This window comes from Pseudomonas sp. MYb13 (genome assembly GCF_002980075.1).
Taxonomy (GTDB): Bacteria; Pseudomonadota; Gammaproteobacteria; order Pseudomonadales; family Pseudomonadaceae; genus Aquipseudomonas; species Aquipseudomonas lurida.
Window position 1 is genome coordinate 167,661 of record NZ_PCQI01000004.1, and the last position, 13,389, is coordinate 181,049.

14 protein-coding genes and 1 pseudogene are annotated in these 13,389 nt (G+C 59.4%); 4 read left to right on the top strand and 11 right to left on the bottom strand.

Annotated features, from left to right (window positions below; all coding sequences use genetic code 11):
- Positions 1–46: 46 nt before the first annotated feature.
- The 6 genes and pseudogenes from CQ002_RS10110 to CQ002_RS10135 all read right to left on the bottom strand — a co-directional run bounded on the left by CQ002_RS10110 (position 47) and on the right by CQ002_RS10135 (position 4,921).
- Positions 47–1,015 carry a DUF932 domain-containing protein gene (locus CQ002_RS10110; RefSeq protein WP_105162708.1) on the bottom strand — a complete coding sequence of 323 codons (969 nt, stop codon included), beginning with the start codon at positions 1,013–1,015 and terminating at the stop codon, positions 47–49.
- A gap of 94 nt (positions 1,016–1,109) precedes the next feature.
- On the bottom strand, positions 1,110–1,382 hold the full coding sequence (locus CQ002_RS10115; protein ID WP_177431167.1) for a hypothetical protein: 273 nt from the start codon (positions 1,380–1,382) through the stop codon (positions 1,110–1,112).
- Between the two features lie 168 nt (positions 1,383–1,550).
- Positions 1,551–2,813, bottom strand: a complete 1,263-nt coding sequence (locus CQ002_RS10120) for an integrase arm-type DNA-binding domain-containing protein (RefSeq protein ID WP_105162707.1) — start codon at positions 2,811–2,813, stop codon at positions 1,551–1,553.
- Positions 2,814–3,073: 260 nt separating this feature from the next.
- Positions 3,074–3,193: pseudogene (locus CQ002_RS28530) on the bottom strand (short-chain dehydrogenase); the annotation flags it as partial.
- Positions 3,194–3,403: 210 nt separating this feature from the next.
- Entirely contained in the window at positions 3,404–3,982 is a 579-nt protein-coding gene (locus tag CQ002_RS10130; RefSeq protein ID WP_034108274.1) for a DUF4337 domain-containing protein, read from the bottom strand.
- 54 nt (positions 3,983–4,036) lie between these two features.
- On the bottom strand, positions 4,037–4,921 hold the full coding sequence (locus CQ002_RS10135; protein ID WP_105162706.1) for a LysR family transcriptional regulator: 885 nt from the start codon (positions 4,919–4,921) through the stop codon (positions 4,037–4,039).
- 93 nt (positions 4,922–5,014) lie between these two features.
- Here CQ002_RS10135 and CQ002_RS10140 point away from each other — a divergent pair, with 93 nt between their 5' ends.
- Positions 5,015–5,983 carry an NAD-dependent epimerase/dehydratase family protein gene (locus CQ002_RS10140; RefSeq protein ID WP_105162705.1) on the top strand — a complete coding sequence of 323 codons (969 nt, stop codon included), beginning with the start codon at positions 5,015–5,017 and terminating at the stop codon, positions 5,981–5,983.
- On the opposite strand, the gene CQ002_RS10145 is transcribed toward CQ002_RS10140, so the two are convergent.
- A complete protein-coding gene (locus tag CQ002_RS10145) occupies positions 5,943–6,326 on the bottom strand; it encodes a DUF2784 domain-containing protein (RefSeq protein ID WP_098467214.1) in 384 nt (127 codons plus the stop codon). The two genes, CQ002_RS10140 and CQ002_RS10145, sit on opposite strands and share 41 nt — an antisense overlap.
- A 107-nt stretch (positions 6,327–6,433) precedes the next feature.
- Here CQ002_RS10145 and CQ002_RS10150 point away from each other — a divergent pair, with 107 nt between their 5' ends.
- Positions 6,434–7,123 (top strand): HAD-IA family hydrolase, encoded by a 690-nt coding sequence (locus tag CQ002_RS10150; RefSeq protein WP_010208454.1) that lies wholly within the window; start codon positions 6,434–6,436, stop codon positions 7,121–7,123.
- A 132-nt stretch (positions 7,124–7,255) separates the two neighbouring features.
- On the opposite strand, the gene CQ002_RS10155 is transcribed toward CQ002_RS10150, so the two are convergent.
- Positions 7,256–8,002: a 3-oxoacyl-ACP reductase family protein gene (locus tag CQ002_RS10155; protein WP_105162704.1), complete on the bottom strand. Its 747-nt coding sequence runs from the start codon at positions 8,000–8,002 to the stop codon at positions 7,256–7,258.
- A gap of 126 nt (positions 8,003–8,128) precedes the next feature.
- Here CQ002_RS10155 and CQ002_RS10160 point away from each other — a divergent pair, with 126 nt between their 5' ends.
- The gene (locus tag CQ002_RS10160; RefSeq protein ID WP_034108264.1) at positions 8,129–9,055 is read left to right on the top strand and encodes a LysR family transcriptional regulator; all 927 of its coding nucleotides are present in this window, start codon (positions 8,129–8,131) and stop codon (positions 9,053–9,055) included.
- 11 nt (positions 9,056–9,066) lie between these two features.
- Here the strand turns inward: CQ002_RS10160 and CQ002_RS10165 are convergent, their stop codons facing one another.
- From CQ002_RS10165 to CQ002_RS10175, 3 genes are all read right to left on the bottom strand, one after another.
- Entirely contained in the window at positions 9,067–9,795 is a 729-nt protein-coding gene (locus CQ002_RS10165; protein WP_034108262.1) for an aspartate/glutamate racemase family protein, read from the bottom strand.
- 13 nt (positions 9,796–9,808) lie between these two features.
- Complete coding sequence (locus tag CQ002_RS10170; protein WP_105162703.1) at positions 9,809–11,338, bottom strand: NCS1 family nucleobase:cation symporter-1; 1,530 nt, start codon at positions 11,336–11,338, stop codon at positions 9,809–9,811.
- Positions 11,339–11,812: 474 nt separating this feature from the next.
- Complete coding sequence (locus tag CQ002_RS10175) at positions 11,813–12,547, bottom strand: phosphoadenylyl-sulfate reductase (protein ID WP_105162702.1); 735 nt, start codon at positions 12,545–12,547, stop codon at positions 11,813–11,815.
- A 152-nt stretch (positions 12,548–12,699) separates the two neighbouring features.
- Here CQ002_RS10175 and thrH point away from each other — a divergent pair, with 152 nt between their 5' ends.
- Positions 12,700–13,317 (top strand): bifunctional phosphoserine phosphatase/homoserine phosphotransferase ThrH, encoded by a 618-nt coding sequence (gene thrH / locus CQ002_RS10180; protein WP_034108255.1) that lies wholly within the window; start codon positions 12,700–12,702, stop codon positions 13,315–13,317.
- Positions 13,318–13,389: the final 72 nt, after the last annotated feature.

Genomic DNA, 13,389 nt, shown 5'->3' on the forward strand with positions numbered 1-13,389 from the left:
GAGCTCGGTGCTGAACGGGCGTTATGGTTGGAGGGGAGAAGGCATTTCAGGTCGCGAGTTGCAGGGCTGCCTCCAATGCCCTTTGCTTGATTTGCGCCCCCTGGCCGAACCAAGCGGAGTCCATGCGGTACTCGGTGCTACGTGCTCTGCGCTCGTGGTCGACATACTCGGTCACGGCGTTCAGCAGACCCCAGGCAGTGCCTTGCGCCGACTCAAGCGTTGCGCCACGACCGAGTCCCTCGTACAGGCTTTGTACCTTGCGCAGGGCGCGTTCGTTGGGCAGGACTTCAGGTAATTTGCTATTGGGCGTTACGTCACACAGTACGTTCATGAAGAACCCCATTGCCTCATGCCACTGGACTTTACGCTCGGCCAGCACGCGCATGCGATACATGAACTCGTCCCATTGCGAGACTGCTACACCCAACTGCTTTTTGACGACCCGAGCATCGAAGCGGGTGCTATGCGGCACCTTGATTGCGCGAGTGGTGCCATCCAGTGCGATGGTCAAAGTGTTGTTGCAGACCACGCGAACGCTGGTCGGCGTGGCCGTGGTGGCGAGCGTGCCGTCACAGGAGGTCGCGAGCAACAAATAGCCATTGACTTGATCATTGCCCTTCAATGCGGTGTTTTGTCCCGTTCGCGCTAGCGCCCAGAACTTACGACCGCCTTTGAGCACTCCAGCGGTTTCCAGCTCATAGCCGGACACTTCAGTCAGGTCTCGGTAAAATTCCAAGACTTCGCGGGGCTGGACCACTTGGTAGCGTTGAGATACTACTGATAGTGGGGCTTTGGAGTCAGAACGAAAGAGCACCTTCTGTTCTGCAAACGAATGAATGGTGCCCAGGTGTCCGATGGCGTCAGCTTTGAAGTGAACCGGGCTTTCCTGAATCTGCCAATCCATGCCGGCTTCACGCTGCCAGATTTCCAAAGGTTGTTTTGGTGAAAGGGCAGAGCCGAGACCATGCCATGGTGCTTGTCCGACGTAGGCCATTGTTTCGATAAGGTGAGCCATGATTACTTTTCCTTGGGGGGCTAGCCGGCATAAGCTCCACGCATCGCGTAGTACCGTCCGGGCGGAGATAAAAAGAGGGGGAGGAGTAAGGGGGTTAAACCGGTATATTGAAGCGATGGCCACAGATCAGGCAGAGGTTGTGGGCGAGTACATGGCGATCTAGCGACTCACCAAATTGGGCGCCGAGCGCACAGCCGCCGACAGCGCCGGCCAAGCCACCGAGGATTGCGCCTGATACCGAGCCGAGGGTTATGCCGACAGGACCGGCCATAGCGCCGATGAGTGCACCTGCCTGACTGCCTGCAAGTGCGGCGCTGGCGCCACGAGCAGCGCCGCCTAGGGTGCCAATGGCCGCGCTAATTTTCATAGCCTGATGGAGTGAGGCGATTTTAGGTGAGTTACAGCGAGGGCACTGCAATGACATGGTTTGAAACTCCATGGTGGGGATGTCATTACGGTGATGTGTGACTGAATTATTTTTCAATTGAATCGAGCGGCATTGCGCCATTCATTTCATCCTACGAGGGTCCAGAAATTACTCAGCAGTGGTTGATCCATGCACCTTGAGGGTTACATAGTCGGCCCAATCAGCCATCAGTACACGGCGCTTTTCCAGCAAGTCGCTGCGCCAGTAAGCGGCCTCGGCACCGTTAGCGACAACGTGAGCCAAAGCCATCTCGCAGACTTCGCGTGCATGGGGCGTACATTCAGCAGCCCAGTCCCTAAATGTGCTGCGAAACCCGTGAGCAGTAATAACCCTGTCATTGCTATCTCGCCAGCCCATGCCGCCATCATCCAGGTCTTTTTGGTCCATGCGACGCAAGGTCATTAACATAGCCATATTGCTAATGGGTCGACCTTTACGAGCCCCTGGAAACAGCAATGAGCTACCTTTGATTCGTGGGAGAGTTTCGAGCAGTGCGATTAGCGCATCAGATAGCGGCACGGTATGAGTTTTCCCCGCCTTCATTCGTATCGCCGGAATCGTCCATAGCTTGGTTTTCAAATCAACCTCACTCCAGTCAGCCTCAAGAACCTCACTGGTTCGGCAGGCAGTGAGGATAGTCATTTTGAGTGCGCAGGCGGATTGTCCTTCGACACTATCAAGTGCCTGTATGAAGCGAGCCAATTCCGAGTAGGGTAATGCCGGGTGGTTTTGGGTACGTTTGGCCTTGGAACTCGGCGGCAACAACTTGTCGAGGTGTCCACGCCAACGTGCTGGGTTTTCACCGTCTCGTAGTCCACGCGCTTTGGCGGCATCGAGCACTAGTTCGATTCTGTTGCGAACCCTGCTAGCTGTTTCGGCTTTGCTGCCCCAGATGGGTTTTAGAATTTCAAGGATGTTCTCGGTGGTGATCTGGTTGGTGGCGAGGTCACCGATGACGGGAGCGGCGTAAGTAGCTAGTGTGTTAGTCCACTGCTGGGCGTGTTTGACGTTTTTCCAGCCAGCACGATGAGCCTCTATGTAATCAACTGACACGTCCTGGAACGTGATGGACCTGCTTTTACGTTGCTGCTCAGCGGCCACCTGTGCCGCTCGTTCATCGTCACGGGCCTGTAAGGGGTCAATACCATCGCGCAGTAAACGGCGCTTGTCGCTGCTGTTTTGTCGAGCCTCCTTTAGGCCGATTGCAGGATAGGTGCCTAACCCCATCTCCCTGCGCTTTCCGGAGAGCTGGAAGCGCAGTACCCAGTATTTTTTCCCATTGGGCTTGATCAGGAGACGTAGGCCATCTCCGTCCTCGTAGGTACCCGGGGTCGTCAGATTTTCAATTTGCTTAGCGGTCAGCTTTCCCATGGGAATATCCTTTAACTATATTGTTCCCCCATTTGTTCCCCCACAAAGGCTAGGAAGGTGGCGAATTTTGGTGGATGTCTTGAGACGATGATAGGCTTAAAAGTGCCTAAATATAAAGGGTTGTAAGGCTTATTGAGTTTCTGGTGGACTTTAATTTGGCGGACTCCTTCACCGCCACATTCAGTAAACAAAACCCCTGGTTTCGAGAGAAACCAGGGGTTTTGTGATTTCTGGGGTTTGAAAAACTTTCCCTCATAAATTCAAGCGCTCGGCATATCCATTCGCCGCCGTATGACATCCAGCAGGTCACACCCGTCGCGCAGCGGGATTGAGCACAGCATGGCAACGTCGCTGAGTACCACCGCGTCGCTGCTTATCTCAATTCATTGTCGGGTTGCTTGAACAGGCAGTAATCAACAGACAGCACAGCGATAAAAGCAGACTTCGCATCCTTACGTCCCTGTAATCGTCGTTTTCGAGACGGCGAGACTACCACCCCGCGCGTCAGGCTTGTACGCACACCCAAGCCCTCAACGCCGAAGCTAACGCCACCGCAGCCAAGCCAGCGCCCACCTTTTGACTGCATCGTGTCAGATATGCAGCCACGCCAGGCTGCCCAGCACCACGGCTGCGCCGCCGGCGGTATACGACAGGCGCTTGAGCCATTCCTTGCGCGTCAACAGGGTAATTGCCGCCAACGAAATCGCGATCTGAATCGCGGTCATTGCCTGGGCCCAGCGGTGATGCTGGTGCAGCGCCTGTTCCGACTTTTCATCCCATTGCTTTGAGGTGGCTTCGAGCGTTTCAGCTTGTTTGCGTACGTCTTCCTTCTGGCGCTTGTAGCGTTCGATCTCGTCCTTGTAATGCGCCGCGTCCACACCGGGAATGTGAGTGGCCAGTTCCGCAAGGTTCTGCCGGCTGGATTTGGCCTGGTAGTAGTTCCACTGGTTCGCGGCTTCGGTCTTGATGATGGCGGCGTTGTTTTTGTCCATTGCCGCTTCACTTTCGGTGGAGCCGGCCTGGTAGCTGAGCATGGCGCCGAGCGTTGCCATGAGGGCGGTCATCACGGCGATGCGGCTGGCGAAGTTGTCACCTCGCCCGTGGGCATGTTCGGTGGTGTGCTCGAGGTGTTTTTCGTGGGGGCTGGGGACTTCGAAGGCTTCGGACATGGTGGCGTCTGTGAAGGGACTGAGGGAGCCTGATTCTTCACCAGTGAAGCTGTCTCAATCCTGTACGTAACGCTGCAAACCTTCCACCAGGGCGTCGAACATCACGCGGCAGCGCGGGCTGTTGCGCAGGTCTTCGTGCATCGTCACCCAGGTGTCCAGCATGAGTGCAAAGCCTTCCGGCAGGACTCGGCGCAGGCGTGGGTCGCGCTTGGCCAGTTGGACCTGGCAGCCGCCGATGCCGGCGCCGGCGCGGATCAGTGCCAGTTGCGCCAGGTCGCTGTCACTGCTGCAGGCGAAGGCGCTGCGTTCGAAGCCCTTGATGGCCAGGCTGCGGATAAACGCATTTTCCTGATCGAAGCCGATCAAGGAGTGGCTGGCCAGGTCTTGCATGTGCAGGGGTGTGCCGTGTCGCTGCAGGTAATCATCGCGGGCATGCAGGCCCACTTCGATCAGGCCAATGCGTCGCGCCAGCAGTTGTTCCTGGCTGGGACGGACCATGCGCACGGCGATATCGGCTTCCAGTTGCAGCAGGTCGCTCAGGCGGTTGGTCAGGACCAGTTCAACCTTGAGGTGCGGGTGTGCCTGGCGCAATTGCGTGAGGATCGGCGGCAGCACTTCTACGCCGACCACTTCACTGGCGGATACGCGCACCACGCCGCGCACTTCATCACCTTGGGCAGACGCCGCACGTTCAAGCGCCGCCGCCGTGCGCTCCATGGTTTCGGCATGGGCACGCAGGGTGCGGGCCACGGCCGTGGGCAACAAGCCGTTCGGCGAGCGGGTAAACAGCACCACGCCCAACGCAGTTTCCAGCGCGGCAATGTGCCGACCGACCGTGGGTTGGGTAATGCCGAGCTGCCGTGCGGCCCCCGACAGCGATCCTTCCCGGAGCACGCCCAGGAACGACCGGTAAAGCTCCCAGCCAATCGTCGATGCCATGCATAAATGTATAGCGACTGCATGGTGTTCGGCAATTTATCTATAGCGAGACTGCACACAAAATGGCCTCATCAACCACTGTGGGACACGGTCATGAAAAAGGTTCTGGTATTGGGTGCCACCGGCGGGATAGGCGGTGAAGTAGCGCGACAGTTGAGTGCTGCAGGCTGGGAAGTGTGTGCGTTGACCCGTGATGTGGACAAAGCCCGCAGCCAGAACGCAGTGTTTACGTGGATTAAAGGTGATGCGCTCAATCGCGACGAGGTACTGGCGGCTGCCCGTGGCTGCGCGGTCATCGTGCATGGGGTCAACCCACCGGGTTATCGCAATTGGGCTGAGCAAGTGCTCCCGATGATCGACAATACCATCGCCGCAGCCATCGTCGAAGGCGCCACTGTCGTCTTGCCCGGCACGGTCTATAACTACGGGCCGGATGCATTCCCGGTGTTGCACGAGGACTCACCCCAGCACCCACAGACCCGCAAAGGCGCAATCCGCGTGCAATTGGAGCAGCGCTTGCTGGACGCTTCCCGTCAGGGGGCTCGGGCCCTGATCGTGCGCGCCGGGGATTTTTTCGGCGCGCGGGTGGCTAACAACTGGTTTGCCCAGGGGCTGGTCAAGCCCGGAAAGCCGGTCAAGGTCGTCAGCTACCCAGGTGTCCCGGGGGTGATGCATCAATGGGCGTATCTGCCAGACGTCGCGCGCACGATGGTCGAGTTGATCGAGCATCGAGCAACCCTGGACGCCTTCGCCTGCTTTCACATGGCCGGGCACGTGGACACGGATGGCACACAGATGGTCCAAGCGATCCAGCGTGTGATGCTGCGTAGGACAGGGCATCAACCGCGCGTCAATCGTTTCCCGTGGTGGCTGCTGAAAGTGGCGGCACCCTTTGTCGTCACCCTGCGTGAGATGCAAGAGATGCGCTACCTGTGGCAAACCCCCTTGCGCATGGACAACCAGCGCCTGCTGGCGGCCTTGGGCCATGAGCCGCACACGCCGCTGGAAGCAGCGGTGGAAGCTACATTGGCCGACCTTGGCTGCCTGCCTGCGCACGCCTGATCAAGCACACATACACCGCGATATTGACCAGCAGCACCAGCGCCCCGAGCGCCAATTGAATCCCGGGGGTCAACCCCGCTGGGTAGATCAGCGTGAGGATGTAATGCTCGACAAAACCGCCGCCGTAACCGTCTTGCCCGGCGAGGTGGCGAAGCAGGTTTTCCCACTGGGTCAACGGGCAGGGCAGGTGCAGCACTTCCACCGCCACGCCCCAGGCGGCCGCCGGCAAATGCAGCCACATTACCCGGCGCCACTTGAGCGCAAGCAAGCCGCCAAACAGCACGAACAGGATAAAGGTGAGGTGAAACAGCACCAGGCTGTCGGCAGCGATACGCAGGAGCATTGCGGGTACTTCGAAAGGACGGGAAGACAGTCTAAAGGGTTGCTTGCCGGCAAGCGTGGCCGTTATTGTGCTGAATCCTTTTAGTCCTCTCCCAAGGTTCTGTTGCGATGAATGCACCGCGTACCGCAGTCGGTCCAATCAAGGCCGTGATTTTTGATATGGACGGGTTGTTGCTGGATACCGAAGGTATCTACACCGAAGTTACGCAGATCATCGCCGAACGCTACGGTCGCACCTACGATTGGGGCATCAAGCAGCACATTATCGGCCGCGGTGCCCAGGACCTGGCTGACTACGTCGTGAAGGCGCTGGATTTGCCGATCACGCCGGCGCAGTTCCTGGAAATTCGCGAGCCGCTGATGAGCGAGCGCTTCCCCAAGGCATTGGGCATGCCCGGCGCTGAAGCACTGGTGCGGCACTTGAAGGCGCACAATATCCCGATTGCGGTGGGCACCAGTTCGTCGCGTAATTCGTTCGGCCACAAGACCACGCTGCACCGCGAATGGTTTGGCCTGTTCGATACCATCGTCACCGCTGACGACCCGGAAGTTGGCGCCGCCAAACCCGCGCCGGATATCTTCCTCACCGCCGCCCGCCGCCTGGGCGTTGCACCCGAGGACTGCCTGGTGTTCGAAGACTCACCGTTTGGCGTCACCGCCGCGAAAGCCGCCCACATGACCGCCATCGCGGTGCCGGATGAAGCCATGGCAGACAGCAAGTACCACCACGCCGACCAGATCATCCGCAAGCTTGCGGACTTTGACCTGGCGGCCTATGGCTTGCCGCCCCGTCCCTGAACCAAACACGGTCAACCCTGTGGGAGCGGGCTTGCCCGCGAAAGCGGTGTATCAGTCGATGTATCCAGTGACCGATACTCAGCCTTCGCGGGCAAGCCCGTTCCCACAGGGTTTTGCAGTGTCTAAAAAGTACTAGGCGCTGAAGCCACCATCGATGGTCAGGCTTGCACCGGTGATGTACCCCGCTTCAGGCCCGGCCAGGTAAGCCACAAAGCTGGCAATCTCTTCCACATGCCCGTAACGCCCCACCGCCATCAACCCGATCAGGGTGTCGGCAAAGTCGCTGTTCGCCGGGTTCATATCGGTATCCACCGGCCCAGGCTGCACGTTGTTGATGGTGATGCCGCGTGGCCCCAGGTCTCGTGCCAGTCCCTTGGTCAACCCCACCAGCGCCGCCTTGCTCATTGCATACGGGCCACCCCCACCAAACGGCATGCGCTCGGCATTGGTGCTGCCGATATTGATCACGCGTCCGCCATCACCCATGTGCTTGGCGGCTTCCTGGGTCGCGATGAACACGCTGCGTACATTGATTGCCAGGGTCTGGTCAAAGTCTTCCAGCTTGAAGTCTTCCAGCGGCGCAATGGCCAGCACGCCAGCGTTGTTGATCAGGATATCCAGGCGCCCAAAGGCTTCGACGGTGGCGTTGACCGCGTTGCGGATCGCGTCCGCATTGGCGCTGTCGGCATGAATCGCCAGGGCTTTGCCGCCTTCGCTGATCACGCTGTTCTGCAAGGCTTCAGCCTTGGCGGCCGAGCTGACGTAGGTAAAGGCGACGGCTGCGCCCTGTGCCGCGAGGCGCTTGACGATGGCGGCGCCGATGCCGCGAGAACCGCCTTGAATCAAGGCGACTTTGCCGCTGAGGGTGTGGGTGGTCATGTCGATCTCCTAGCTGTTCAAGGCGGAATGCCTTGGTGTTGGGGCCGAGTATCGACCTCGCTAACCGCTACCGGTAGACCGCGATTGCTATAGTCTGTGTAAACCAAAAGTTTAGAGTGGGTCGATATGGAAAGCTTTGGCAGTATCGAATGCTTCGTGCGCAGCGCCGAAGGTGGCAGCTTTGCCGAGGCCGCGCGGCACATGAGCCTGACACCGGCAGCCGTGGGCAAAAGCGTCGCCAAGCTTGAAGCACGCCTGGGTGTGCGCCTGTTCCAGCGCAGCACCCGACGGCTGACCCTGACCGAAGCCGGCAAACTGTTTCTCGAAGAGGTCAGCGGCAGCCTGACCACCATCCAGAATGCCGTGGCTAACCTGGCCAGCGCCGAGGGGCGGCCAGTGGGCACGCTCAAGGTCAGCATGGGCACAGTCTTTGGCAATCGGTATGTGGTGCCATTGCTGGGGGCGTTCATGCGCCGCTTTCCGGATATCAGCCCGGACTGGCATTTCGATAACCGCCAGGTCGACCTGATCGGCCAGGGCTTCGATGCGGCCATCGGTGGAGGCTTCGAACTGCCCCAGGGCGTGGTGGCGCGCAAGTTGACGCCGGCGCATCGGGTGTTGGTCGCGTCTGCGGACTACCTGGCGCAGCGCCCACCGGTGCGGGGGCCCGACGATTTGTCGCGCTGTCGCGGCATCCTTATCCGTTCACCGCAGACCGGTCGCATCCGTTCCTGGCAATTGACCAGCCTCGAGCGTGAACAGCGCCCGCTGGTGCTCAAGCCGAGCATGACCATGAGTGACTCCGAAGCCGCCTGCTGTGCCAGCGCCCAGGGCCTGGGCATTGCATTGGTGAGCATGCCCATGGCTGTACCGTTCCTCGACAGTGGCGCGGTGGTGCGGGTACTGCCCGACTGGTACGTCGACGACGGCAACATCTCCCTCTACTATGCCGAACACAAGCTGCTGCCCGGCAAGACCCGGGCGTTTGTGGATTTCATCATCGAGCAGTTTGCCGAACAACACCTGGCTGCCAGGTTCAACGCCACCCTGTAGGCGCCTGGGTGTCACCGACCGAACTTGCCCGGCCAGCCCATCACCTTCTTCGGCCTTGGCGTGGCATAAGTCCTGACCTTCGACGTCGACAACCCCAGCCGCACCAACGACTCGGCAATGGTCACTGCTGCGGTTACACCATCCACCACCGGTACGCCGGTGCGCTGGCGAATCTGCTCGTCCAGCCCGGCCATGCCGCCACAGCCCAGGCAGATCACCTCGGCCTTGTCTTCGCTGATGGCCAGTTCTGCCTGGCGCACGATGGCTTCCATCGCCGCCAGCGGGTTTTCTTCCAACTCCAGCACCGCCATCCCACTGGCACGCACCGAGGCGCAGCGCTGGTACAGGCCGGCCAGTTTCAGGCGGTCTTCGATCAGCGGCACCGTGCGGTCGAGTGTGGTCACCACCGAATAGGCGTGGCCCAGGAACATCGCCGTACTGGCGGCGGCTTCCGTGATGTCCACCACAGGCACGTCGAGCAGTTCCTGCAAGCCTTCGCGGCCGTGCTCGCCGTAGCCGGCCTGGATCACCGCATCGAACGGCTGGTCGTAAGCCATCACCCGGTCCATCACCGCGATGGCGGCCAGGTAGCTTTCAAAATTGCCCTCCACCGACTCCGCGCCGAAGTAAGGCGTCAGCCCGACAATCTCGGTGCCCGGCGCGGCCACGGCCCGTGCCTGCTGGGCGATGGTTTCAGTGATGGATTCGGTGGTGTTGACGTTGACCACGAGGATACGCATGGGAGGTCCTTGATTAATGACTGACGTTATCGACTGCAATGCTTTCGCCGCTGACATCGGCGTAGAACGGCTGGCGCTTGGCGATCAGCAAGTACAGCAGCCCTGCAATACCAGCGCCAAACAGCCAGGAAAACGGTGAGACGCTGGCGAACCCAGGCAGCAGTGCCAGGAGAATGGCGATGACCGCCGCAGGAATAAACGCCGCCACCGCACGCAAATTGACGCCGCGGCTGTAGTAATAAATGCCATTCGGGTCTTCGCTGTACAGGTGCGGTACGTCGACCTGGCTTTTACGGATCAGCCAGTAATCGACCATGATCACCCCATACAGCGGCCCGAGCAGCGCACCCAGGCCGGAGAGGAAATACACGATCACCAGCGGGCTGTTGTAGAGGTTCCACGGCAGGATCAGCACCGCCACGGTGGCACTGATCAACCCGGCGCGGCGGAAGTTCAGGTACCTGGGCGCCAGGTTGCTCAGCACAAAGGCCGGCGCGACAAAGTTGGCCATGATATTCACCGCCACAGTGACAATCAGGAAGGCCAGGCAGCCCAGTACCAGGAAGAAGGTGTTCGGAATCGCGGCGATGATCTCGGTGGGACTCTCGATCACGCGGCCATTGAGCTGGAATTGCCCGCCGCACAGCAGCACGGTGATTGCGGCAAACACCAGGATGTTCACCGGCAGGCCCCAGAAGTTGCCGACCTGGATGGTCTTGCGGCAGGGCGAGGAGCGGGCGAAGTCGCAGAAATTGAGGATCAGCGTGCCGTAGATCGCCAGCCACAGCGCGCCACCGGCAAAGATATTGCGCCACATCTCGCCGCCACTCAGCGGTTCGCGGATCGACCAGGCAATGTTGCCGCCCGCCTGGAAATACATCCAGCCGGCCAACGAGGCCACCGTCAGTAGGATCACCGGCCCGGCGAAACCCTCATAGCGGCGCACCATCTCCATGCCGTAGGCCAGGATCACCAGTTGCACCAGCCAGATCGCCACAAAACACACCCAGCCAAGGGAGGACAGGCCAAGGATCGAATTGTGGTCGTATTCGGCAAAGCCTGGATGAATCGCCGTCAAAAGCACCCGGAACACCACCGACGCCAGGTAGGTCTGGATACCAAACCAGGCGATCGCAATCACCGCGCGGATCAACGCCGGAATCTGCGCGCCATGGATGCCGAAGCTGATGCGGCTGATCACTGGAAAGGGCACGCCGGTTTTCTGCCCCATGTAGCCCGACAGGTTCATGAAGAAGTACACCAGCGCCGCCCCGATGCCCAGGGACAACAGAATCTGCCAGCCGCCCAGGCCCAATGCATACAGGCCAATGGCGAACGAGTAGTTGGCAATGTTGTGCACGTCATTGGTCCACAGGGCAAAGATGCTGTAGCGCCCCCAGCGCCGGCCTTCGACCTTGGTGGGCGCCAGGTCCTTGTTATGCAGGCGCGGGCTGAGCACCAGCGGGCCAGGACTTGCCGCTTCGGGGTTCAGGGACGAGGAGGGCAGATCCAGTGCGAGGTTGTTCGAGAGGCTTGGACGCATTCCGGCAGGCTCCAGCACATCGGCAGCCAGGCCGCAGATGGCAAAGTGTATGTAGGTTTTGTATTTATTGTATACAAAGCATTTTTCACCTTAAGCCACATGCGTGCCAGTTTTCGATCTATGAAAACCGCAGGTAATTTCCTCTTTGCAGGTTCTTTAAATAACTATCTGAATTACAAGCGATATAAATTGACCGTTTGAACAGCTATTTATTTTGCGATGGGAAGAGTGAGATGCACTGGGGGAAACGGCGGGCGGATAGAGGTGTTACGTTATGGTGCGGATAACAAAAAATTGCACACATAAATGGCACCGTTGGTTACATCTGTGTGTACACCTTCGGCGGCCAATGCAAAACAAATGTGGGAGCGGGCTTGGCCGCGAAGACGGGGTGTCAGTCACCGACTACATCGACTGATACACCGTATTCGCGGGCAAGCCCGCTCCCACCTTGATTATTTGATCGCCAAGCCTTTAGGCCTTGCTGATGATATTCCCGGCATGCAGCCCGCATTCCTTCTGCGTGGCTTCCTCCCACCACCAGCGACCTTCGCGCTCGTGCTGGTTCGGCAACACCGGCCGGGTGCAGGGCTCGCAACCGATGCTGATGAAGCCGCGCTCATGCAGGCTGTTGTACGGCAGCTCCAACATGCGGATGTAACCCCAGATTTCTTCACTGGTCATCTGCGCCAGCGGGTTGAATTTATACAGGGTGCGTTCCGGGGTGGAGAAGGCCGTGTCGACCTCCAACGCCGCTACCTGGCTGCGGGTGCCGGGGCTCTGGTCGCGGCGCTGGCCAGTGGCCCAGGCCGTCACGCCGGCGAGTTTGCGGCGCAGTGGTTCGATCTTGCGCACACCGCAGCATTCGCCATGACCGTCCTTGTAGAAGCTGAACAGGCCCTTCTCTTTGACGAAGGGTTCCAGTTTGCTCTGGTCCGGCGAGATCAGCTCGATGTCGATCTTGTAGAAGTCGCGCACTTGCTCGATAAACCGGTAGGTCTCCGGGTGCAGGCGGCCGGTGTCGAGGCTGAACACCTTGACGTTCTTGTTCAGCTTCCAGGCCATGTCCACCAGCACCACGTCCTCGGCACCGCTGAAGGAAATCCACAGGTCGTCACCGAACTGGCTGAACGCCAGCTTGAGAATATCCTGGGCGGATTTATTGGCGTAAGTCGCGGCGAGTTCAGCGACGTCGAAGGCTTGGTTCATCAGGACGGTTCCTACAGGTCAGTGGCGCTGAGCGCTCTATAGGGGAGCGATGGTATCAAAATCCGCTCTGCGTTGCGGCGGCGAGCTTGAATCGCTAGAGTTCGGCAGTCCTTTTGCTCGCTCAATCAATAACTTCAAAATGGGAGTGTCTTGTGGAAATTGCCTGTCTCGACCTGGAAGGGGTGCTGGTTCCGGAGATCTGGATCGCCTTCGCCGAAAAAACCGGTATTGAATCCCTGCGGGCCACCACCCGGGACATTCCCGACTACGACGTACTGATGAAGCAACGCCTGCGCATTCTCGACGAGCATGGGCTCAAGCTCGCCGACATCCAGGAAGTGATCGCCACGCTCAAGCCGCTGGACGGCGCCATCGAGTTCGTCAACTGGCTGCGCGAGCGCTTCCAGGTGGTGATCCTGTCGGACACCTTCTACGAGTTCTCCCAGCCGCTGATGCGCCAACTGGGTTTCCCGACCCTGCTGTGCCACCGCCTGATCACCGACGAAACCGACCGCGTGGTCAGTTACCAGCTGCGCCAGAAAGACCCCAAGCGCCAATCGGTGCTGGCCTTCAAGAGTCTGTACTACCGCGTGATCGCCGCCGGCGACTCTTACAACGACACCACTATGCTGGGCGAAGCCGACCGTGGGATTCTGTTCCATGCGCCGGAGAACGTGATCCGCGAATTCCCGCAATTCCCCGCGGTGCATACGTTTGAGGATCTGAAGCAAGCGTTCATCAAGGCGTCGAATCGGTCTTTGAGCCTGTAGGTTATCGCCAAGGCTGATGGCTCCTTCGCAGGCAAGCCAGCTCCCACACTTGAACGGGTTCACACATCAAGT

Coding starts and splice junctions, on each gene's coding strand:
- CQ002_RS10150 (WP_010208454.1), top strand. CDS start 6,434: ATGAATGCACCGCGTACCGCAGTCGGTCCAATCAAGGCCGTGATTTTT.
- CQ002_RS10175 (WP_105162702.1), bottom strand. CDS start 12,547: ATGAACCAAGCCTTCGACGTCGCTGAACTCGCCGCGACTTACGCCAAT.
- CQ002_RS10140 (WP_105162705.1), top strand. CDS start 5,015: ATGAAAAAGGTTCTGGTATTGGGTGCCACCGGCGGGATAGGCGGTGAA.
- CQ002_RS10135 (WP_105162706.1), bottom strand. CDS start 4,921: ATGGCATCGACGATTGGCTGGGAGCTTTACCGGTCGTTCCTGGGCGTG.
- CQ002_RS10110 (WP_105162708.1), bottom strand. CDS start 1,015: ATGGCTCACCTTATCGAAACAATGGCCTACGTCGGACAAGCACCATGG.
- CQ002_RS10155 (WP_105162704.1), bottom strand. CDS start 8,002: ATGACCACCCACACCCTCAGCGGCAAAGTCGCCTTGATTCAAGGCGGT.
- CQ002_RS10145 (WP_098467214.1), bottom strand. CDS start 6,326: ATGCTCCTGCGTATCGCTGCCGACAGCCTGGTGCTGTTTCACCTCACC.
- CQ002_RS10115 (WP_177431167.1), bottom strand. CDS start 1,382: ATGAAAATTAGCGCGGCCATTGGCACCCTAGGCGGCGCTGCTCGTGGC.
- CQ002_RS10160 (WP_034108264.1), top strand. CDS start 8,129: ATGGAAAGCTTTGGCAGTATCGAATGCTTCGTGCGCAGCGCCGAAGGT.
- CQ002_RS10165 (WP_034108262.1), bottom strand. CDS start 9,795: ATGCGTATCCTCGTGGTCAACGTCAACACCACCGAATCCATCACTGAA.
- CQ002_RS10120 (WP_105162707.1), bottom strand. CDS start 2,813: ATGGGAAAGCTGACCGCTAAGCAAATTGAAAATCTGACGACCCCGGGT.
- CQ002_RS10170 (WP_105162703.1), bottom strand. CDS start 11,338: ATGCGTCCAAGCCTCTCGAACAACCTCGCACTGGATCTGCCCTCCTCG.
- CQ002_RS10130 (WP_034108274.1), bottom strand. CDS start 3,982: ATGTCCGAAGCCTTCGAAGTCCCCAGCCCCCACGAAAAACACCTCGAG.